Annotated in this window: 18 protein-coding genes; 14 read left to right on the top strand and 4 right to left on the bottom strand. The window is 61.9% G+C overall.

The genetic code is table 11. From position 1 onward, the window contains the following. Positions 1 to 39: 39 nt before the first annotated feature. On the bottom strand, positions 40 to 807 hold the full coding sequence (gene gloB / locus AC515T_RS12740; protein WP_496532766.1) for a hydroxyacylglutathione hydrolase: 768 nt from the start codon (positions 805 to 807) through the stop codon (positions 40 to 42). A 65-nt stretch (positions 808 to 872) separates the two neighbouring features. Here gloB and AC515T_RS12745 point away from each other — a divergent pair, with 65 nt between their 5' ends. From AC515T_RS12745 to AC515T_RS12760, 4 genes are all read left to right on the top strand, one after another. Next, on the top strand, positions 873 to 1,631 hold the full coding sequence (locus tag AC515T_RS12745; protein WP_053119806.1) for a class I SAM-dependent methyltransferase: 759 nt from the start codon (positions 873 to 875) through the stop codon (positions 1,629 to 1,631). Between the two features lie 89 nt (positions 1,632 to 1,720). Then, the gene (gene rnhA, locus AC515T_RS12750; RefSeq protein WP_030142629.1) at positions 1,721 to 2,173 is read left to right on the top strand and encodes a ribonuclease HI; all 453 of its coding nucleotides are present in this window, start codon (positions 1,721 to 1,723) and stop codon (positions 2,171 to 2,173) included. A gap of 209 nt (positions 2,174 to 2,382) precedes the next feature. Further along, positions 2,383 to 3,144, top strand: coding sequence for a DNA polymerase III subunit epsilon (dnaQ, locus tag AC515T_RS12755; RefSeq protein ID WP_496532767.1), 762 nt, complete (start codon positions 2,383 to 2,385; stop codon positions 3,142 to 3,144). Between the two features lie 325 nt (positions 3,145 to 3,469). Continuing rightward, on the top strand, positions 3,470 to 4,084 hold the full coding sequence (locus tag AC515T_RS12760) for a GNAT family N-acetyltransferase (RefSeq protein WP_496532768.1): 615 nt from the start codon (positions 3,470 to 3,472) through the stop codon (positions 4,082 to 4,084). Here the strand turns inward: AC515T_RS12760 and AC515T_RS12765 are convergent. Together AC515T_RS12765 and AC515T_RS12770 are read right to left on the bottom strand one after the other, a co-directional pair. Continuing rightward, positions 4,050 to 4,943, bottom strand: coding sequence for a LysR family transcriptional regulator (locus tag AC515T_RS12765; RefSeq protein WP_496532769.1), 894 nt, complete (start codon positions 4,941 to 4,943; stop codon positions 4,050 to 4,052). The genes AC515T_RS12760 and AC515T_RS12765 overlap by 35 nt on opposite strands. Before the next feature lie 86 nt (positions 4,944 to 5,029). After that, on the bottom strand, positions 5,030 to 5,293 hold the full coding sequence (locus AC515T_RS12770) for a hypothetical protein (RefSeq protein WP_496532770.1): 264 nt from the start codon (positions 5,291 to 5,293) through the stop codon (positions 5,030 to 5,032). A gap of 185 nt (positions 5,294 to 5,478) precedes the next feature. Between AC515T_RS12770 and AC515T_RS12775 the strand changes: the two genes are divergently transcribed. Together AC515T_RS12775 and AC515T_RS12780 are read left to right on the top strand one after the other, a co-directional pair. After that, a complete protein-coding gene (locus AC515T_RS12775; protein ID WP_496532771.1) occupies positions 5,479 to 6,036 on the top strand; it encodes an NADPH-dependent FMN reductase in 558 nt (185 codons plus the stop codon). Positions 6,037 to 6,392: 356 nt separating this feature from the next. Next, entirely contained in the window at positions 6,393 to 7,676 is a 1,284-nt protein-coding gene (locus AC515T_RS12780; RefSeq protein WP_496532772.1) for an arsenic transporter, read from the top strand. A gap of 130 nt (positions 7,677 to 7,806) precedes the next feature. On the opposite strand, the gene AC515T_RS12785 is transcribed toward AC515T_RS12780, so the two are convergent. After that, positions 7,807 to 8,772 (bottom strand): DUF1853 family protein, encoded by a 966-nt coding sequence (locus tag AC515T_RS12785; RefSeq protein WP_496532773.1) that lies wholly within the window; start codon positions 8,770 to 8,772, stop codon positions 7,807 to 7,809. 105 nt (positions 8,773 to 8,877) lie between these two features. On the opposite strand from AC515T_RS12785, the gene AC515T_RS12790 reads away from it, so the two are divergent. From AC515T_RS12790 to AC515T_RS12825, 8 genes are all read left to right on the top strand, one after another. Continuing rightward, entirely contained in the window at positions 8,878 to 9,768 is an 891-nt protein-coding gene (locus tag AC515T_RS12790) for an NAD(+) kinase (protein WP_030142621.1), read from the top strand. Further along, positions 9,765 to 10,739: a metallophosphoesterase gene (locus AC515T_RS12795; RefSeq protein ID WP_496533128.1), complete on the top strand. Its 975-nt coding sequence runs from the start codon at positions 9,765 to 9,767 to the stop codon at positions 10,737 to 10,739. Before AC515T_RS12790 ends, AC515T_RS12795 begins: the two co-directional genes overlap by 4 nt. After that, positions 10,736 to 11,608: a rhomboid family intramembrane serine protease gene (locus AC515T_RS12800; RefSeq protein WP_496532774.1), complete on the top strand. Its 873-nt coding sequence runs from the start codon at positions 10,736 to 10,738 to the stop codon at positions 11,606 to 11,608. Before AC515T_RS12795 ends, AC515T_RS12800 begins: the two co-directional genes overlap by 4 nt. A gap of 46 nt (positions 11,609 to 11,654) precedes the next feature. After that, the gene (locus AC515T_RS12805; RefSeq protein ID WP_496532775.1) at positions 11,655 to 11,915 is read left to right on the top strand and encodes a YeaC family protein; all 261 of its coding nucleotides are present in this window, start codon (positions 11,655 to 11,657) and stop codon (positions 11,913 to 11,915) included. Continuing rightward, positions 11,912 to 12,742 (top strand): DUF2797 domain-containing protein, encoded by an 831-nt coding sequence (locus tag AC515T_RS12810; protein WP_496532776.1) that lies wholly within the window; start codon positions 11,912 to 11,914, stop codon positions 12,740 to 12,742. The genes AC515T_RS12805 and AC515T_RS12810 overlap by 4 nt, the downstream gene beginning before the upstream one ends. A 13-nt stretch (positions 12,743 to 12,755) precedes the next feature. Beyond that, on the top strand, positions 12,756 to 15,413 hold the full coding sequence (gene pepN, locus AC515T_RS12815; protein ID WP_496532777.1) for an aminopeptidase N: 2,658 nt from the start codon (positions 12,756 to 12,758) through the stop codon (positions 15,411 to 15,413). A 356-nt stretch (positions 15,414 to 15,769) separates the two neighbouring features. Further along, a complete protein-coding gene (locus tag AC515T_RS12820; protein ID WP_496532778.1) occupies positions 15,770 to 16,822 on the top strand; it encodes a WD40/YVTN/BNR-like repeat-containing protein in 1,053 nt (350 codons plus the stop codon). Positions 16,823 to 16,865: 43 nt separating this feature from the next. After that, positions 16,866 to 19,241, top strand: coding sequence for an efflux RND transporter permease subunit (locus AC515T_RS12825; RefSeq protein ID WP_496532779.1), 2,376 nt, complete (start codon positions 16,866 to 16,868; stop codon positions 19,239 to 19,241). Positions 19,242 to 20,451: the final 1,210 nt, after the last annotated feature.

The raw sequence follows: 20,451 nt of genomic DNA on the forward strand, positions 1-20,451 counted from the left end.
GTCAACCTTTCAGAATTTTTGTATCAATCGATAGCTCCCTTAGAACGTATCTTTCCAAGCCCTCAAGGCCGCAAAAACCTCACTCGGCGTCTGGTTTCGCTGGCCGTTCCGTTCGTCTGCTTTTTGTTTAACGGATGTTTCAGCGGTGCGCAGGAATGGATTGGTGAGTTTTTCCAGGGCCAGGGTCGAAGGTAGCGTCATGATGCCTTCGCTGCGTTGACGGCTGACTTTTTCCAGGCGGGCGGCGATATCCGGGTTGCCTGGCTCCACGGCGGCCGCGAACTTCAAATTGCTCAGGGTGTATTCATGGGTGCAGTAGACCAGCGTATCTTCAGGTAACGCGGCGAGGCGACCCAGGGAATGGTGCATCTGCGCGGGCGTGCCTTCGAAAAGCCGGCCGCAACCGGCGGCGAACAGGGTGTCGCCACAAAAGAGCAGGCCATGGTGGTAGTAGGCGATGTGCCCCAGGGTATGGCCCGGCACGGCGTAGACAGCGAAGTCCCAGCCGAGCACGCTGACCTGGTCGTTGTCATTCAGGGCCTGGTCCCGCGCCGGGATATTTTCGCTGGCCGGGCCGTAAACGGTGGCGTTCGTCGCATTCTTGAGCGCCTGGACGCCGCCGACATGATCATGGTGATGGTGGGTGATCAGGATGTCACTCAAGACCCAGCCCGGATGGGCGTCGAGCCAGGCCTGCACCGGCGCGGCGTCACCCGGGTCGACCACGGCGCAGCGCTGGGTGGAGTGATCCTGTAACAACCAGATGTAGTTATCGGTGAACGCGGGCAGGGCACTGATCTGTATCATCGCGGAATTCGCCAAGCGGAAAACAAAGGCGCATCTTAGAACTTCCTGACGCGTTGGAGAATGCAATGACCGATGAAGCGTTCGCTCAGGCTGATCCTGACTGGCTGGCGTTGATCAGCGCCGCCCGTGAATGGCTGTCCGGCCCTGTCGGGCAATTTTTGCTGGAAGAGGAACGGCGCATGCTCGAAGACGAGTTGGGCCGGTTCTTCGGCGGTTATCTGGTGCACTACGGGCCTTCGGCGCAAACACCGCCGTCGGCGCCGCAGGTCCAGCGCAACGTACGCCTGGGGGCGCCGTTGCCCGGGGTGGAAATCGTCTGCGAGGAGCAGGCCTGGCCGCTGAGCGAACATGCCGCCGATGTGGTGGTCATGCAGCATGGCCTGGATTTCTGCCTGTCGCCCCACGGTTTGTTGCGCGAAGCCGCCAGCAGCGTGCGCCCCGGCGGGCACTTGTTGATCATTGGCATCAACCCCTGGAGCACCTGGGGGTTGCGCCATGTATTCGCCCACGACGCCTTGCGCCAGGCCCGCTGCATCTCGGCGTCGAGGGTCGGCGACTGGCTCAACCTGCTGGGCTTCGCGCTGGAGAAACGCCGCTTCGGGTGCTATCGTCCGCCGCTTGCATCACCCAAGTGGCAGGCTCGCCTGGCCGGCTGGGAGCGCAAGGCCGGCGACTGGCAGCTGTCCGGCGGTGGTTTCTACCTGCTGGTGGCGCGCAAGATCGCGGTCGGGCTGCGCCCGGTGCGTCAGGCGCGACGCGAGCCGATGGGCAAGCTGATTCCCTTGCCCATGGCCAAGGTCAATCGTCGCCACATCGAGCCGTAAACTTTTTCTGAGGGTTCTTGTCGGCATTGGGCTTCGGGTGTTGTCGGGCCCGATGGGCGGGCCTTTGCATTTTTTCTGGATAGATTGGCATGAGCGATAGCGTAGAACTCTTCACTGATGGCGCCTGCAAGGGCAATCCCGGCCCGGGCGGCTGGGGCGCGTTGCTGGTGTGCAAGGGCGTGGAGAAGGAACTCTGGGGCGGCGAAGCCAATACCACCAACAATCGCATGGAACTGATGGGCGCCATCCGTGGCCTGGAAGAGCTCAAGCGGCCTTGCGATGTGCTGCTGGTGACCGACTCGCAGTACGTGATGAAAGGCATCAACGAGTGGATGGCCAACTGGAAGAAGCGTGGCTGGAAGACGGCGGCGAAGGAGCCGGTGAAAAACGCCGACCTCTGGAAACTGCTGGATGAGCAGGTCAATCGCCACAACGTCACCTGGAAATGGGTGCGCGGCCACATCGGCCACCATGGCAACGAACGGGCCGACCAGTTGGCCAATCGTGGGGTGGATGAGGTACGGGGCTACAAGCAGGCTTGATCCGCAACTCGTTGGGAGGGCTGGACAGGATGACACCTGTGGCGAGGGAGCTTGCTCCCGCTGGACTGCGAAGCAGGCCCCTTGGGCGGTCGCTGCGCAACCGAGCGGGAGCAAGCTCCCTCGCCACAAAAGCAGTCTCCGGCTAATCCTCCGCAGAGCGTGTTAAGATCCGCGCTTTTGCAAGACTGCCCGTTGAGAGCTGAACACTGATGGCCAACAGATCTGTAGTGCTGGATACCGAAACCACCGGCATGCCGGTGACCGATGGTCACCGGATTATCGAAATCGGTTGTGTCGAGCTGATCGGCCGTCGCCTGACCGGTCGCCATTTCCACGTTTACCTGCAACCGGACCGCGAAAGTGACGAGGGCGCTATCGGCGTCCACGGTATTACCAACGAATTCCTGGTGGGCAAGCCGCGTTTTGCCGAAGTGGCCGATGAGTTCTTCGAATTCATCCAGGGCGCGCAGTTGATCATCCACAACGCGGCGTTCGACGTGGGGTTCATCAACAACGAATTCGCGTTGATGGGCCAGCACGACCGGGCCGATATCACCCAGCATTGCACCATCCTCGATACCCTGATGATGGCCCGGGAACGGCATCCGGGTCAGCGCAACAGCCTCGATGCCTTGTGCAAGCGCTACGGCGTCGATAACTCCGGCCGTGAACTGCACGGCGCCTTGCTCGACTCCGAGATCCTGGCCGACGTCTACCTGACCATGACCGGCGGCCAGACCAGCCTGTCCCTGGCGGGTAACGCCTCGGACGGCAACGGTACCGGCGAAGGCTCCGGTAACCAGGCCACGGAAATTCGCCGTTTGCCCGTCGACCGCCAGCCATCGCGGATCATCCGCGCCAGCGAAAGCGACCTGGCCGAGCATGCCGCGCGTCTGGAAGCCATCGCCAAGTCCGCGGGTGCTCCGGCATTGTGGACACAGTTGGCCGAGGCGCAGGCTGCCGCGAACTGATGAAACCCTGTGAGAGCCATGTTGTTCATTCAAGGTAAGAAAAAACCTGTGGCGAGGGAGCTTGCTCCCGCTGGGCTGCCCAGCAGCCCCATTTTGTGAGCGCTTCGCACTCAAGCGGGAGCAAGCTCCCTCGCCACAATGACTCAGCCAGTCTTGAGTGAGCGACTGCATCCATCGTTCATTTCTCGCCACAATCGCCACGACCTTCTAACCTGAGGTAACGGGCAGGCTACGGATCCCGCTTGATGTGTGATGATTTGAAAGACAAGGGCAATGGATGGCACCACGCCGTTGGTTGCTTCAAGGAATGAGGACCTTCCCCAGTATGCGACCGGTCATGAACCCCAAGCACCCCGGACTGTCGGTGCGCATCGTCGATGATGGCTTTGCCGCCTACATCTGGGGCAGCGATTTCAGTTTTGAAGTCAGCGACTACGCGACGGCGCAGATCGGCCGTCCCGTCAGCCAGTGGCCGGTGACGCCCATCGTTCCCTATCGCAAGTGCTATGGCATCGATCCCGAGGAGTTCAGCAGCTTCCGCGATGCCCCGGACAGCGAAATTTTCATGGCTTATCTCGATGACCAGCCCGTAGGGCACCTGGTGGTCAGTACCAACTGGAACGGCTATGCCCATATCGACGAGCTGGCGGTACACGCCCCGGCCCGTCGCCACGGGGTGGCCAAGGCTTTGCTCGATGTCGCCCAGTTCTGGAGCCGCAAGAAAAAACTGCCGGGTATCATGCTCGAGACCCAGAACAACAATCTGGGCGCCTGCCGGCTCTATGAGCGTTGCGGTTACGTGCTCGGCGGTATCGATCACCTGCGCTATCGCGGCATTGACCGGCATACCGCCGAAGTGGCGCTGTTCTGGTACCGGCTGTTCGACGACCCGCTGGGCATGTCGATCAGTGGCTCAGCAACGCCTCGGCTTGTTCCGTAATCCGTTCCAGCAGCGATTGAAGGGCGGGAGAAGAGGGCGCGCCGTTGAGGCTCAAGGCATAGAGGCCAATCGCGATGGCGGGCGATACCGGGCAGACGTCGAGGCCGCCGTCCTTGGCGCCCGAGGCGGTGAACGGGTCGACGATGGCCAGGCCTTCGCCGGCCTCGACCATGGCGCGCATCATCTGATGAGTCTGGACGCGGATCTGGATCATGGGCGCCGGACGCAGCGCCGCCAGCTTATGCTCGAACGCAGGGCTCAGCGGGTCATGGCCATCCAGGCCCACCAACGGCTGGCCCGCCAGGTCCTGCAACGAAATGTACTTTTGCCGGGGTTGCAGCCAGCCGTGGGGCGCGAGCAATTGCAGCTTGCCCTGGGCGATCATCTGACAATGAATGTCGGGGTGTTCAGGGTCGTGCAGGCTCAGGCCCAGATCGCTTTCGCGCAACAACAGGCTGTGGACGATGTCGCGGGTCGGTTGGCTGAGCAGGGTGCACGGCGCTTCCGGATGGCGACGACGCAAGGCGGCGATGCTCTGGGGCAGCAACTGTTGGGCCAGCGGCGGGGTGCAGATAATGCGCAAGGGCGCTGCCTGATGATGTTTCAGGCTGCTGGCCAGGCGCTGCACCGGTTCGAGGGTGTCGTACACCCGCGTGATGCCGTCGCGCAATTCAAGGGTTTCCCGGGTGGCCTGCAAGCGCCCGCGTACGCTGGCAAACAGCATGAAGCCCAACTGGGCCTCGGCATCGCGCAGGATCGCCTCGACCTCCGCCACCGGCAATTGCAGCCATTCGGCCGCCGTGCCGAGGTGGCCGGTCTGCAAAAGCGCCTGGATCACTTCGATGTGGCGTAAACGCATGCAAGAAGTCCATGTTCGGCGGGTGAGCCATTGAGTGGCTGAATCCTAACCCAAGTCCGGGCATGACTTCTGCTCATAACCAACGGTTATGAAGCTATTTGCGTTTCAGTGGGCGTCTGAGTTGGCAGTGGCGTCTCCGGTTCGCGCGTCAATTCGATTTTAGATTGCACCAGCTCGAATTTGCCGTCGTCGAGCTTGTTGACGCGATCACCGATCGCCAACTTATAGGTGGTGACAGGCTCCTTGCCGTGTCCGTCGGGCGACGGGGTCGATTCCTGAAACTCATGCACCGAATAGACGCGACCTTCGGCGTCCCGCGCATGAAATTGTCCGACAAGTACTGCTGCCATTGCTTAGAACCTCTGGAAATAAATCACTCGATTTGCGGTTCTGTAGACCTTAGTCAAGCGCGGTAAGTTTTCCTACATGAAAAAAATAGTCCAGCCGGCCGGTTTTTGTCGCTCCGCTGGTCCAATTGTCACCCCGATCATCTATAACTACAGGCTCCTTTGAGCCGACAGTCGAGAAGCCTCTCATGAGTAATGTCTACACAGTGGCCGTTTTGGTGGGCAGCCTGCGCAAGGCATCGATCAACCGCAAGGTCGCGCTGGCACTGGCTGACCTGGCGCCAGCCAACCTCAAGCTGAATATCATTGAGATCGGCGAGTTGCCGCTCTACAACGAAGACATCGATGTTTCCCCTCCGGCAGCCTACAGCACTTTCCGTCAGCAGGTGGCCGCGGCCGATGCCTTGTTGTTCGTCACACCGGAGTACAACCGTTCGGTGCCGGCGCCATTGAAAAATGCCATCGATGTGGGGTCGCGCCCCTACGGCAAGAGTTGCCTGAGCGGCAAACCGGGCGCGGTGATCAGTGCTTCGCCGGGCGCCATTGGTGGTTTCGGCGCCAATCATCATTTGCGCCAGTCGCTGGTGTTCCTTGACGTGCCCTGCATGCAGCAGCCGGAAGCCTACCTGAGCGGCGCCGGGACGGCGTTTGACGAGGCGGGCAACCTGTCGGAGTCGGTACGGCCGTTCCTGCAGATATTCATCGACGCCTATGGCAAGTGGGTCGAGCAGCACAAGAAGGCCTGAAGGCCCTCTGGAACTTCAAGCCAAGCAGTTGTGGTGAGGGGATTTATCCCCGCTGGGGCGCGAAGCGCCCCCATTCAAATTGTCTGACACTCCAAGGTGTTGGGTTTGGGGTGCTTCACAGCCCAGCGGGGATAAATCCCCTCGCCACACATGCATCTGCATCGGCCATTCAATCCGCGCTTTACTGGATATTCGAAATTTCCCTATATTCGCCCCTTCGCACCACTAGGCCATCCTTCGTCATGTCCGTATCCCACAATCGCGTCGATGCCTTCAATTTGAGCGCCATGGCTGATCGCCCGCTGGCACATCGCTGCTGACTTCCTCTTTCAACCCTCCTTTCAAGGCTGTTGCGCATGCTGATCGCGTCGTTGATTTTCCTGCTGACCATTACGTTGGTGATCTGGCAGCCCAAGGGGCTGGGCGTTGGCTGGAGCGCGACGTTGGGCGCGCTGCTGGCCTTGTTGAGCGGGGTGGTGCAGGTCGGTGACATTGCGCTGGTCTGGCAGATCATCTGGAACGCTACCGGCACGTTTGTCGCGCTGATCATCATCAGCCTGTTGTTGGACGAGGCGGGGTTTTTCGCCTGGGCGGCCCTGCATGTGGCCCGCTGGGGCAAGGGCAGCGGGCGCAAGCTGTTTGCGTTCATGGTGCTGCTGGGGGCGCTGGTGTCGGCGTTGTTCGCCAATGACGGGGCGGCGTTGATCCTGACGCCCATCGTGATTTCGATGCTGCTGGCGTTGCGGTTTTCCCCGGCGGCGACCCTCGCGTTCGTGATGGGCGCCGGCTTCATTGCCGACAGCGCGAGCCTGCCGCTGGTGGTGTCGAACCTGGTGAACATCGTCTCGGCGGACTTCTTTGGCATTGGTTTCAACCGCTATGCGGCGGTCATGGTGCCGGTGAACCTGGTCAGCGTGGCGGCCAGCCTGGCGATCTTGCTGTGGTTCTTTCGTCGCGACATCCCGCGCGACTACGACCCCGATCAACTGGATGACCCGGCGACGGCGATCCACGACAAGGCAACGTTTTATGCCGGCTGGGCGGTGCTGGTGATCCTGCTGCTGGGCTGCTTTGCCCTGGAACCGCTGGGGATTCCCATCAGTGCGATCTCGGCGGTCTGTGCTGCGTTGCTGCTGGCGGTCGCCGCCCGCGGCCACAAGATCTCCACCCGCAAGGCGATGAAGGAAGCGCCCTGGCAGATCGTGATCTTCTCCCTCGGCATGTATCTGGTGGTCTACGGCCTGCGCAACGCCGGGCTGACCGGCTACCTGGCCCATTGGCTCGACGGTTTCGCCGAATATGGCGTGTGGGGCGCAGCCATGGGCACCGGTGTGCTGACGGCGTTGCTCTCGTCGGCCATGAACAATTTGCCGACGGTGCTGATCGGCGCCTTGTCCATCGACGCCAGCCAGGCCACCGGGGTGGTGAAGGAGGCGATGATCTACGCCAACGTCATCGGCAGCGACCTGGGCCCGAAAATCACCCCGATCGGCAGCCTGGCGACCTTGCTGTGGCTGCATGTGCTGGCGCGCAAGAACATCCAGATCGGCTGGGGGTATTACTTCAAGGTCGGGATCGTGCTGACGGTGCCGGTGTTGCTGGTGACGTTGGCGGCGCTGGCTGTGCGGTTGTCCTTTTAGACCGAGTTGGCTTCATCGCGAGCAAGCTCGCTCCCACAAGGGTTTGTGTGGATTTCCAATCCTGCAGCAACACAAATCCAATGTGGGAGCGAGCTTGCTCGCGATGAGGCTCTGGCAGGCAGCGCAAGGCTCAGCCATTGCCCGGCACATTCGGCCAAAGATCCGCCACCAGGAACACCCGCTCGGCTTCTTCCCACTCGCCCTCGGCGTTTTCGCTCAGGCGCACCATCAACTGCGCCGGCGCCATGGGGTCCAGGGCCATTCGCCAGGCGTCCAGTTGCGCAGTGCTCCAGGTTTGCTCGGCTGGATAATGCGCCGGGGCCAGCCAGGCGGCGCGGGGCAGGGGTTGCCAGCGGCCCGGCGGACGTTGGGCGATAAACGCAAGCCAGTCCCGTTGATGCAGCCAGCGACCGCGCAAATGCCTGGGGTGGGCACCGGCCGGTGGTTCGGCCTGGCCCGGCCAGGGGTATAGCAAATACCCGCCCAGCCAGAGTTCGGAGCGAAACAGTTCGAGGCCCGAGGGCTCGACCCCCAGGGCTGCCAGGGCCTCGCGGCTTTCCGGGCGGGCCGAGATCGGCAGTTGGTGTTCGCGCAGATGCGCCAGCTTGCGGTCGAGCCGGTCATGGCAACCCGGCCCCAGCCATTGCGCGGCGTCCAACCCGTTTCCGTGCTGGGGGCCGAGGTACAACTTGATGGCCAGTTCCAGGTGGTGGATGCCGTCGCGATCGCGCAGCAACAGGTCCAGCTCGCCCAGGGTATGGCCTTCGCGGCGGATCGGCAGGTTCGCGGCGATCAATTCGATGCCCGGGGCGTGTTGCACGGCAAACTGCCACAGCCTTTCGTAATACAGGCCCAGGCGTCGCGTTCGCCCTTGGGACAGGCAATGCAGCAATGGGTAGCTGTCGCGGTCCAGTTGCCGCAACCAGTGTTGCAGTTGCCCAGGCTCTTGCACCCAGTCACTGCCGGCCAGGGGATGGCGCTGGGGCCAGGGCGTGTCGATGAGCATCGGCGGGGCGATGATCGCCCACGCGAGGTCGCGCACTTCGGGGTGGCGCAGGCGACGGGGCAAGTCCAGCAATTCAGGGAACAGGATCATCTTGCGAGCATAGCCGTTGCGTTGAAGGCTTAAAGGATTTTGTCTACGGCGCGCTTTCGCCCATAATCGTGTTTTTCGCCCGCCGCAGACCTTCGCAGGAGCCTCATGGAGCAATTTCGCAATATCGGCATCATCGGTCGCCTGGGCAGTTCGCAGGTGCTGGACACCGTTCGCCGTCTCAAACGTTTCCTCCTGGAGCGGCACCTGCATGTGATCCTCGAAGATACCATCGCCGAAGTGCTGCCGGGCCATGGCCTGCAGACGTCGTCGCGCAAGATGCTCGGCGAAGTCTGTGACATGGTCATCGTGGTCGGTGGCGACGGCAGCCTGCTGGGGGCCGCCCGGGCCCTGGCACGGCACAATATCCCGGTGCTGGGGATCAACCGCGGCAGCCTGGGGTTCCTCACCGATATCCGCCCTGACGAGCTGGAGGTCAAGGTCGCCGAGGTCCTGGACGGCCACTACCTGGTGGAAAACCGCTTCCTGCTGCAAGCCGAGGTCCGCCGTCACGCCGAGGCCATCGGCCAGGGCGATGCCCTCAACGACGTGGTGCTGCACCCTGGCAAATCCACGCGCATGATCGAATTCGAGTTGTACATCGACGGCCAGTTCGTCTGCAGCCAGAAGGCCGACGGCCTGATCGTCGCCACCCCCACCGGGTCCACGGCCTATGCGCTGTCGGCTGGGGGGCCGATCATGCACCCCAAGCTCGACGCTATTGTGATTGTGCCCATGTACCCCCATACCTTGTCTGGGCGACCGATTGTGGTCGATGGCAACAGTGAGCTGAAAATCGTCGTGTCCAAGGATATGCAGATCTACCCGCAAGTGTCCTGTGACGGCCAGAACCATTTCACCTGCGCGCCGGGTGACACCATCACCGTCAGCAAAAAAGCGCAGAAGCTGCGCCTGATCCACCCGCTGGATCACAATTACTACGAAGTCTGCCGGACCAAGCTCGGCTGGGGCAGTCGGTTGGGGGGTGGAGGCGACTGATGCTCGATCCTGCGCGCAGTTACGATTTGATCGGTGACGTGCACGGATGCGCCCTGACCCTGGAACACCTGCTGGACCGACTCGGTTACCAAAAGCAGGGCGGGGTCTGGCGTCATCCGTCGCGCATGGCCGTGTTCCTGGGGGACATCATCGACCGTGGCCCGCGGATTCGCGAGGCGCTGCACATCGTCCATGACATGGTCGTGGCCGGCCAGGCGCTGTGCATCATGGGCAACCACGAGTTCAACGCCCTGGGCTGGAGCACACCGGCATTGCCGGGCAGCGGCCAGCGCTACGTGCGCGAACACACGCCGCGCCATGCCCGGCTGCTCAACGAGACCCTGACCCAGTTCGAGCAGCATCCCGTCGACTGGCATGACTTCCTCAAATGGTTCTATGAGCTGCCGCTGTTTGTCGACGCCGGCCGTTTCCGAGTGGTGCATGCCTGTTGGGATGCCGGCCTGATCGAACCGCTGCGCGGCCTGTTCCCGGACGGTTGCGTCGACGAGCATTTCCTCCAGGCCTCGGCGCAACCGGGCAGTTTTGCCTGCACGGTGTTCGATCGCTTGCTGCGCGGCACGGACATGCGCCTGCCCCATGGCCTGACGCTGACCGGTGGCGATGGCCTGACCCGTTCGTTTTTCCGCACCAAGTTCTGGGAAGACAACCCACAGACCTATGGCGACATCGTGTTCCAGCCCGACGCCTTGCCGGAGCCGGTGGCCCGCACGCCGCTGTCGCCGGATGAAAAGAACAACCTGCTGCGCTATGGCGTCGATGAGCCATTGTTGTTCGTCGGCCACTATTGGCGCAGCGGCAAACCCGCGCCGATCCGCCCGAACCTGGCCTGCCTGGATTACAGCGCGGTGCTCTACGGCAAGCTGGTCGCCTATCGCCTCGACCAGGAAACCCGCCTGGATCCGCACAAGTTCGTCTGGGTCGATGTCGAGCGGCCGGAGGTGGTGCAATGAGTGCTGTCGCGGTTTTGCGTCTGCCCCTGGCCGTGGACCTGAGCGGCTTCGTCAAGCTGCTGCAACGCATGCAGGTGCCCCATCGCGTCAGCGAAGAGGCGGGCGAGCAGGTGCTCTGGGTGCCGGATGAGATCTGTGAGGACGTGCGTTCGTTGTACGCACGTTTTCCCACCGGCGACCCCGATCAGCAGTTGGAGCTGCCGGACACGGGCGGGACTTCCCGGCGAGCGGGGTTCGTCCAGCAACTGACCCGCAGTCCGGTAACGGCCGTGGTGCTGTTGCTGAGCCTGATCGTCAGCGCCGTCACCCTGCTGGGGGACAATCTCGAGACTCTGCGCTGGCTGACCTTCCTCGAATTCCACGTCGTTGGCGATTACATCCAGTTCACGCCGTTGGCCGATAGCCTGGCGGCGGGGCAGTGGTGGCGCCTGGTGACGCCGATGCTGATTCATTTCGGCTTCCTGCACATCGCCATGAACGGCATGTGGTACTGGGAACTGGGGCGGCGGATCGAAGCGCGCCAGGGCGGTATCAACCTGTTGGGACTGACGTTGCTGTTCAGCCTCGTCTCCAATTTCGCCCAGTACTTTTTCAGCGGCCCGACGTTGTTCGGTGGGTTGTCGGGGGTGTTGTACGGCCTGCTGGGCCATTGCTGGATCTACCAGTTGCTCGCACCGAACCCGGCCTACCACTTGCCCCGTGGGGTGTTGGTGATGATGCTGGTGTGGTTGCTGCTGTGCCTGTCCGGGCTGGTTTCGCTGATCGGTTTCGGTGAAATCGCCAATGCGGCCCACGTCGGCGGGCTGCTCGTCGGGTGCTTCACGGGTTTGTTGGGCGGGCTGTTCGCTCGCCGTAAAATGGCCCTTTGACCGGCGCCTGTGCCTTTTGAGAATGCGCGATTTGCGCGGAGAACCCATGTCTTCCTTCAATGAAATGATCAAGAACATCACCCCCGACATCTACCAGAGCCTGAAACTGGCGGTGGAAATCGGTAAATGGGCCGATGGCAACAAGCTCACCGCCGAGCAGCGCGAGCTGTCGTTGCAGGCCATGATCGCCTGGGAAATCCAGAACCTGCCCGAAGACGAGCGCACCGGCTACATGGGCCCGCAGGAGTGCCAGTCGAAGTCGACCCCCGTTCCGAATATCCTGTTCAAGTCGGACGCCATCCATTGATCGAGATTGGCCGCGGTGCAATCAGCAAGATGTCGGCGCGCCTTGACGGGCCGACCGTTCAATACGCCTTTCGCCTGGGCGATACCGAGGTGCCCGTCAACCCGTTGATTGGCAGCACGGTGCGCCTGGAGTACCTCGGTGCGATCCACTGCACCCATTGCGGACGTCGGACCAAGACCAGCTTCAGCCAGGGTTATTGCTACCCTTGCATGACCAAGCTGGCCCAGTGTGACCTGTGCATCATGAGCCCCGAGCGTTGCCATTTCGACGCAGGCACTTGCCGTGACCCGGCCTGGGGCGAGCAATTCTGCATGACCGATCATGTGGTCTACCTGGCCAATTCCTCGGGCGTGAAGGTCGGCATCACCCGCGCCACGCAATTGCCGACCCGCTGGCTGGACCAGGGCGCCAGCCAGGCGCTGCCCATCCTGCGGGTCGCCACCCGCCAGCAATCGGGATTTGTCGAAGACCTGTTCCGCAGCCAAGTGGCGGACAAGACCAACTGGCGTGCCTTGCTCAAGGGCGACGCGGCAGCGGTGGACCTGCCGGCGATCCGCGACGCGCTGTTCGAAAGCTGCGCCCAGGGATTGCAGGGCTTGCAGGAACGATTCGGCCTGCAAGCGATCCAGACCATAGCGGACGTCGAGCCCATCGAGATCCGTTATCCGGTGGAGCAATACCCGACCAAGATCGTCAGCTTCAACCTGGACAAGAACCCGATCGCCGAAGGCACGCTGCTGGGGATCAAGGGCCAATACCTGATTTTCGACACTGGCGTGATCAACATTCGTAAATACACGGCCTACCAGCTCGCCGTGCATCAGTAGAAGGATTCGACCCATGCGCACCGAACAACCGAAGATGATTTACCTCAAGGACTATCAGGCCCCCGAGTACCTGATCGACGAAACACACCTGACCTTCGAGTTGTTCGAGGACCACAGCCTGGTCCATGCGCAACTGGTGATGCGCCGCAACCCCGAGCGCGGCGCCGGGCTGCCACCGCTGGTGCTCGATGGCCAGCACCTGGAGCTGGTCTCACTCAAGCTCGACGACGCCGACCTGGGGCAGGGCGACTATCAACTGGACGACAGCCACCTGACCGTGCACCCCAAGGCCCAGGCCTTCACGGTCGACACCACGGTCAGAATCCACCCGGAAACCAACACCGCCCTGGAAGGCCTGTACAAATCCGGCAGCATGTTCTGCACCCAGTGCGAGGCCGAAGGGTTCCGCAAGATCACCTATTACCTCGACCGCCCGGATGTGATGAGCAAGTTCACCACCACTGTGGTGGCCGAGCAGCACAGCTATCCGGTGCTGCTGTCCAACGGCAACCCGGTCGCCAGCGGCCCCGGCGAAGACGGTCGGCACTGGGCGACCTGGGAAGACCCGTTCAAGAAGCCGGCCTACCTGTTTGCCCTGGTGGCCGGTGACCTGTGGTGCGTCGAAGACACCTTCACCACCATGACCGGGCGTAATGTGGCGCTGCGTATCTACGTCGAGCCGGAAAACATCGACAAATGCCAGCACGCCATGACCAGCCTGAAGAAGTCGATGCGCTGGGACGAAGAGGTGTACGGGCGCGAGTACGACCTGGACATCTTCATGATTGTCGCGGTCAACGACTTCAACATGGGCGCCATGGAGAACAAGGGCCTCAATATCTTCAACTCCAGTGCCGTGCTGGCCCGCGCCGAAACCGCCACCGATGCCGCGCACCAGCGGGTCGAGGCGATCGTTGCCCACGAATATTTCCATAACTGGTCGGGCAACCGCGTGACCTGCCGCGACTGGTTCCAACTGTCGCTCAAGGAAGGTTTCACGGTGTTCCGCGACGCCGGGTTCTCGGCCGACATGAACTCCGCCACCGTCAAGCGCATCCAGGACGTGGCGTACCTGCGCACCCACCAGTTCGCCGAAGACGCCGGCCCCATGGCCCACCCGGTGCGTCCGGACAGTTTTATCGAGATCTCCAACTTCTACACCCTGACCGTGTACGAAAAGGGCTCGGAAGTGGTCGGCATGATCCACACCCTGCTGGGGCCTGAGGGTTTCCGCAAGGGCAGTGACCTGTACTTCGAACGCCACGACGGCCAGGCCGTGACCTGCGACGACTTCATCAAGGCCATGGAAGATGCCAATGGCGTCGATCTGGCCCAGTTCAAGCGCTGGTACAGCCAGGCCGGTACGCCACGACTGGCGGTGAGCGAGTCTTACGACTCCACCGCCAAGACCTACAGCCTGACCTTCCGCCAGAGCTGCCCGCCGACCCCGGACAAGCAGGAAAAGCTGCCGTTCGTGATTCCCGTCGAACTTGGCCTGCTGGACAGCCAAGGCGCCGAAATCCCGTTGCGCCTGGCCGGTGAAGCCGCTGCGAGTGGCACGTCCCGGGTGATCTCGGTGACCGAAGCCGAGCAGACCTTCACCTTTGTCGACATCGCCGAACAACCTTTGCCATCGTTGCTGCGCGGTTTCTCGGCGCCGGTGAAACTGAGCTTCCCGTACAACCGCGACCAGCTGATGTTCCTGATGCAGCACGACAGCGACGGTTTCAACCGCTGGGATGCCGGCCAGCAATTGTCGGTGCAGGTGTTGCAGGAACTGATTGCCCAGCATCAGCAGGGCACCAGCCTGTCGTTGGATCCGCGTCTGGTCAGCGCCTTGCGCACGGTGCTGTCGGACGAATCCCTGGATCAGGCTATGGTCGCGGAAATGCTCTCGCTGCCAAGCGAAGCCTATCTGACCGAAATCAGCGAAGTGGCCGACGTCGAGGCGATCCATGCCGCTCGCGAGTTCGCCCGCCAGCAATTGGCCGATAACCTGTTCGAAGCCTTGTGGCTGCGTTATGAAGCCAACCGCGACCTGTCGAAACGCACGCCATACGTGGCCGAGGCCGAGCATTTCGCCCGTCGCGCGTTGCAGAACATTGCGTTGTCGTACCTGATGCTCACCGGCAAGCCTGAGGTGCTGAGTGCGACCCTGGAGCAGTTCGACAGCGCCGACAACATGACCGAACGCCTGACTGCGCTGGCGGTGCTGGTCAACTCGCCATTCGAGACCGAGAAAGTCCACGCCCTGGAAGTGTTCGCGGAAAACTTCAAGGGCAACCCGCTGGTCATGGACCAATGGTTCAGTGTCCAGGCCGGCAGCCCGTTGCCGGGCGGCCTGGCGCGGGTCAAGGCGCTGATGGAGCACCCGGCGTTCAACATCAAGAACCCGAACAAGGTCCGGGCGCTGGTGGGGGCGTTTGCCGGGCAGAACCTGATCAACTTCCACGCGGCCGACGGTTCGGGTTATCGCTTCCTGGCGGACCTGGTCATCCAGCTCAATGGTTTCAACCCGCAGATCGCTTCCCGGCAACTGGCCCCGCTGACCCGCTGGCGCAAATACGACAGCGCCCGCCAGGCGCTGATGAAAGCCGAACTGGAGCGCATCCTGGCGTCCGGCGGGCTATCCGCCGATGTGTTCGAGGTGGTGAGCAAGAGCCTGGCATAAACAGGCACTGCGTTACCTGTGTGGCGAGGGAGCTTGCTCCCGCTGGCCTGCGAAGCAGGCCTGATCCTGATTCACTTTCGCTGCAAATAGCGGGTGGGCCAAGATCAGGGAGTCCTTCGGCCTCCAGCGGGAGCAAGCTCCCTCGCCACATTCATCACCCTCACGAATGTCTTCCGATTCACCCTTGGCGATATCCTCCCGGTTAACAAAAGATAACGCGGTGTCGATTGTCAGACCTTTCGAAAGCCCGATAGGATAGGTCAGCTTCCGAAGTGGCTCTAGATTGCAGGTTTCAGGACTATGCTCCAGGACTGGCAACATACCAAGCCATAACAATAATAATGGGGGAAAGGTCTATGAATGAGCCTGTCATGGCTGTGGGCCGCTGCCGGCCGCCGATGCTGCGCAGAGTCGCGTTGCTGGCTTCGGCGCTCTCGCTGCTGGGCTCTGCGCTGTTGTCGGCACCGGTGATGGCCGTTGCGGCGTCGACGTCCGATGTCATCTATTCCGTCGAATCGGCCAAGGCCAGCAAAACCCTGATGCTCGATGTGGTCCACGCCGGCCAGCGCCTGGTGGCGGTCGGTGATCGTGGGCACATTGTCTATTCCGACGACCAGGGCACGTCCTGGACCCAGGCCAAGGTGCCGACCCGCCAACTGCTCACTGCGGTATTTTTCGTCGACGACAAGCATGGCTGGGCCGTTGGGCACGACGCGCAGATCCTCGCCAGCGACGACGGTGGCAGCACCTGGACCAAGCAGTTCGAAGACCTCACCCGTGAAGCGCCGCTGCTGGATGTCTGGTTCAAGGACGCCAACAGTGGTTTTGCCGTGGGGGCGTACGGCGCGCTGTACGAGACCACCGACGGCGGCAAGCACTGGGAAGACGCCAGCGATCGCCTCGACAACGAAGACCAGTTCCACCTCAATGCGATCGCGGCCGTGAAGGACGCCGGGCTGTTCATTGTCGGCGAGGCCGGCAGCATGTTCCGCTCCGCCGACGGGGGCCAGACCTGGGAGAAGGTCGAAGGTCCGTACGAAGGCTCGCTGTTCGGAGTCATTGGCACCGCCCAGCCTTCGACACTGCTGGCCTACGGCTTGCGCGGCAACCTGTACCGTTCCACCGATTTTGGCGGAACCTGGGAGCAGGTCGAGCTCAAGGCCGCCCGGGGTAGCCTGGAGTTCGGCCTGTCGGGCGCCACGCTGCTGGCGGACGGTTCCATCGTGATTGTCGGCAACGGCGGCAGCGTGGTGCGCAGTACCGACGACGGCGAGACCTTCAGCGTGTTCAACCGCCCGGACCGAATCTCCGTGGCGGCCGTCACGGCGGCAGGCAACGGCAACCTGATCCTGGCGGGGCAAGGCGGCGTGCGCGCCAGCACCTCCACCGGCGCCGAACTGAGCAAATGAGTCAGGCCTGCAAGACGGGCATAAAAACAAGAAGGCGGACCCCATGAGCAGTCATCATCAAGACAAGGCGACGTTCCTCGAGCGCCTGATTTTCAACAACCGCCCGGCAGTGATCATCATTTGCCTGCTGGTCAGCATTTTCCTGTTCTGGCAGGCCACGCTGATCCGCCCCTCCACCAGTTTTGAAAAAATGATCCCCCTCGAGCACCCCTTCATCCAGAAGATGCTCGAGCACCGCAACGACCTGGCGAACCTGGGCAACACGGTGCGCATTTCCGTGGAGGCCACCAATGGCGATATTTTCTCCAAGGAGTACATGGAGACCCTGCGCCAGATCCACGACGAAGTCTTCTACATCTCCGGTGTCGACCGTTCCGGGCTCAAGTCGTTATGGAGCCCGAGCGTGCGCTGGACCGAAGTGACGGAGGAGGGCTTCGCCGGCGGCGAGGTGATCCCCCAGAGCTATAACGGTTCGGCCGACAGCCTCGACCTGCTGCGCAACAACGTGCTCAAGTCCGGCCAGGTCGGGCGCCTGGTGGCCAACGACTTCAAGTCGAGCATCATCGACATTCCGCTGCTGGAGTCCTATCCCGACCCGCAGGACCAGGGCAAGTTGCTCGCTCTCGACTATCGGAAGTTTTCCCACGAGCTTGAAGACAAGATCCGCAACAAGTTCGAAGCCCAGAACCCGAATGTGCAGATCCATATCGTCGGCTTCGCCAAGAAAGTCGGTGATCTGATCGACGGCCTGGTCATGGTGGTGCTGTTCTTCGGCGTGGCCTTCGTCATCACCCTGATCCTGTTGTACTGGTTCACCAACTGCATGCGCAGCACCGTGGCGGTGTTGACCACCACCCTGGTGGCGGTGGTCTGGCAACTGGGGCTGATGCACGCGGCCGGTTTCGGCCTGGACCCGTACTCGATGCTGGTGCCGTTCCTGATCTTCGCCATCGGCATTTCCCACGGGGTGCAGAAAATCAACGGCATCGCCTTGCAGTCCAGCGAGGCGGACAACGCCCTGACAGCGGCACGGCGCACCTTCCGCCAATTGTTCCTGCCGGGGATGATCGCGATCCTGGCGGACGCCGTGGGCTTCATCACCTTGCTGATCATCGACATCGGCGTGATCCGCGAACTGGCCATTGGCGCTTCCATCGGCGTGGCGGTGATCGTGTTCACCAACCTGATCCTGCTGCCGGTGGCGATCTCCTACGCCGGCATCAGCAAGCGTGCGATCGAGCGCAGCAAGAAAGACGCGACCCGCGAACATCCGTTCTGGCGCCTGCTGTCGAACTTCGCCAGCGCCAAGGTCGCGCCGGTGTCCATTGCCCTGGCGGTGATCGCTTTTGGCGGTGGCCTCTGGTACAGCCAGAACCTGAAGATCGGCGACCTGGACCAGGGCGCCCCGGAACTGCGTCCGGACTCGCGCTACAACCAGGACAACAACTTCATCATCAGCAATTACTCCACCAGTTCCGATGTGCTGGTGGTGATGGTCAAGACCAAGGCCGAAGGTTGCTCGCGCTATGAAGCCATGGCCCCCATCGACGAACTGATGTGGAAGATGCAGAACACCGAGGGCGTGCAATCGGCGATTTCCCTGGTGACCGTGTCCAAGCAAATGATCAAGGGCATGAACGAGGGCAACCTGAAATGGGAGACCTTGTCGCGCAACCCTGACGTGCTGAACAACTCCATCGCCCGGGCCGATGGCCTGTACAACAACAGCTGCTCCCTGGCGCCGGTGCTGGTGTTCCTCAACGACCACAAGGCCGAGACCCTGGACCGCGCAGTGAAGGCGGTGCAGGACTTCGCCAAGGAAAACAACCGCGATGGCCTGGAGTTCATCCTTGCCGCCGGTAACGCCGGCATCGAGGCGGCCACCAATGAAGTGATCAAGGAATCGGAACTGACCATCCTGATCCTGGTGTACATCTGCGTGGCGACCATGTGCATGATCACCTTCCGTTCCTGGGCGGCGACGCTGTGCATCGTGCTGCCACTGGTACTGACATCGGTGCTGGGCAACGCCCTGATGGCCTTCATGGGCATTGGCGTGAAGGTCGCGACCTTGCCGGTGGTGGCCCTGGGCGTGGGGATCGGCGTGGACTACGGCATCTACATCTACAGTCGTCTGGAGAGTTTCCTGCGGGCCGGGTTGCCGCTGCAGGAGGCTTACTACCAGACACTGAAATCCACCGGCAAGGCGGTGCTGTTCACCGGTTTGTGCCTGGCCATCGGCGTGTGCACCTGGATCTTCTCGGCCATCAAGTTCCAGGCCGACATGGGCTTGATGCTGACGTTCATGCTGCTGTGGAACATGTTCGGTGCGCTGTGGCTGCTGCCGGCGCTGGCGCGGTTCCTGATCAAGCCGGAGAAGCTGGCGGGGCAGAAGGGCAATTCGTTGTTTGCGCATTGATCGAGGGCGAACCTGCCCAGCACAGCCCTAGTGGCGACCCCATGTGGGAGCGAGCTTGCTCGCGATAGCGGTGTGACAGTCAATGAAGGTGTTGCTGTCCGTCCGTCATCGCGAGCAAGCTCGCTCCCACAGGTTTTGCTGGTGCCCATAGACTGATCATTCCAGCCAAACACCTGTGGCGAGGGAGCTTGCTCCCGCTTGAGTGCGCAGCACTCACAACAGAAAGGGCTGCTTCGCAACCCAGCGGGAGCAAGCTCCCTCGCCACGATGAATCACCCCCCACGTCTAGTGGCGAACCCATGTGGGAGCGAGCTTGCTCGCGATAGCGGTGTGACAGTCAATGAAGGTGTTGGATGTCGTCCGCCATCGCGAGCAAGCTCGCTCCCACAGGTTTTGCTGGTGCCCATAGACTGATCATTCCAGCCAAACACCTGTGGCGAGGGAGCTTGCTCCCGCTTGAGTGCGCAGCACTCACAACAGAAAGGGCTGCTTCGCAACCCAGCGGGAGCAAGCTCCCTCGCCACGATGAATCACCCCCCACGTCTAGTGGCGAACCCATGTGGGAGCGAGCTTGCTCGCGATAGCGGTGTGGCAGTCAATGAAGGTGTTGCTGTCCGTCCGTCATCGCGAGCAAGCTCGCTCCCACAGGTTTTGCTGGTGTCCATAGACTGATCATTCCAGCCAAACACCTGTGGCGAGGGAGCTTGCTCCCGCTTGAGTGCGCAGCACTCACAACAGAAAGGGCTGCTTCGCAACCCAGCGGGAGCAAGCTCCCTTGCCACGATGAATCCCCCCCCACGTCTAGTGGCGACCCCATGTGGGAGCGAGCTTGCTCGCGATAGCGGTGTGACAGTCAATGAAGGTGTTGGATGTCCGTCCGCCATCGCGAGCAAGCTCGCTCCCACAGGTTTTTCTGGTGCCCATAGACTGATCATTCCAGCCAGACACCTGTGGCGAGGGAGCTTGCTCCCGCTTGAGTGCGCAGCACTCACAACAGAAAGGGCTGCTTCGCAACCCAGCGGGAGCAAGCTCCCTCGCCACGATGAATCACCCCCCACGTCTAGTGGCGACCCCATGTGGGAGCGAGCTTGCTCGCGATAGCGGTGTGACAGTCAATGAAGGTGTTGGATGTCGTCCGCCATCGCGAGCAAGCTCGCTCCCACAGGTTTTTCTGGTGCCCATAGACTGATCATTCCAGCCAAACACCTGT

It is taken from the genome of Pseudomonas sp. FSO-7, from assembly GCF_059579345.1.

Excerpts from the sequence above, each read along its gene's own strand:
- gloB (WP_496532766.1), bottom strand. The coding sequence starts at position 807 with ATGATACAGATCAGTGCCCTGCCCGCGTTCACCGATAACTACATCTGG.
- AC515T_RS12745 (WP_053119806.1), top strand. The coding sequence starts at position 873 with ATGACCGATGAAGCGTTCGCTCAGGCTGATCCTGACTGGCTGGCGTTG.
- rnhA (WP_030142629.1), top strand. The coding sequence starts at position 1,721 with ATGAGCGATAGCGTAGAACTCTTCACTGATGGCGCCTGCAAGGGCAAT.
- dnaQ (WP_496532767.1), top strand. The coding sequence starts at position 2,383 with ATGGCCAACAGATCTGTAGTGCTGGATACCGAAACCACCGGCATGCCG.
- AC515T_RS12760 (WP_496532768.1), top strand. The coding sequence starts at position 3,470 with ATGCGACCGGTCATGAACCCCAAGCACCCCGGACTGTCGGTGCGCATC.
- AC515T_RS12765 (WP_496532769.1), bottom strand. The coding sequence starts at position 4,943 with ATGCGTTTACGCCACATCGAAGTGATCCAGGCGCTTTTGCAGACCGGC.
- AC515T_RS12770 (WP_496532770.1), bottom strand. The coding sequence starts at position 5,293 with ATGGCAGCAGTACTTGTCGGACAATTTCATGCGCGGGACGCCGAAGGT.
- AC515T_RS12775 (WP_496532771.1), top strand. The coding sequence starts at position 5,479 with ATGAGTAATGTCTACACAGTGGCCGTTTTGGTGGGCAGCCTGCGCAAG.
- AC515T_RS12780 (WP_496532772.1), top strand. The coding sequence starts at position 6,393 with ATGCTGATCGCGTCGTTGATTTTCCTGCTGACCATTACGTTGGTGATC.
- AC515T_RS12785 (WP_496532773.1), bottom strand. The coding sequence starts at position 8,772 with ATGATCCTGTTCCCTGAATTGCTGGACTTGCCCCGTCGCCTGCGCCAC.
- AC515T_RS12790 (WP_030142621.1), top strand. The coding sequence starts at position 8,878 with ATGGAGCAATTTCGCAATATCGGCATCATCGGTCGCCTGGGCAGTTCG.
- AC515T_RS12800 (WP_496532774.1), top strand. The coding sequence starts at position 10,736 with ATGAGTGCTGTCGCGGTTTTGCGTCTGCCCCTGGCCGTGGACCTGAGC.
- AC515T_RS12805 (WP_496532775.1), top strand. The coding sequence starts at position 11,655 with ATGTCTTCCTTCAATGAAATGATCAAGAACATCACCCCCGACATCTAC.
- pepN (WP_496532777.1), top strand. The coding sequence starts at position 12,756 with ATGCGCACCGAACAACCGAAGATGATTTACCTCAAGGACTATCAGGCC.
- AC515T_RS12820 (WP_496532778.1), top strand. The coding sequence starts at position 15,770 with ATGAATGAGCCTGTCATGGCTGTGGGCCGCTGCCGGCCGCCGATGCTG.
- AC515T_RS12825 (WP_496532779.1), top strand. The coding sequence starts at position 16,866 with ATGAGCAGTCATCATCAAGACAAGGCGACGTTCCTCGAGCGCCTGATT.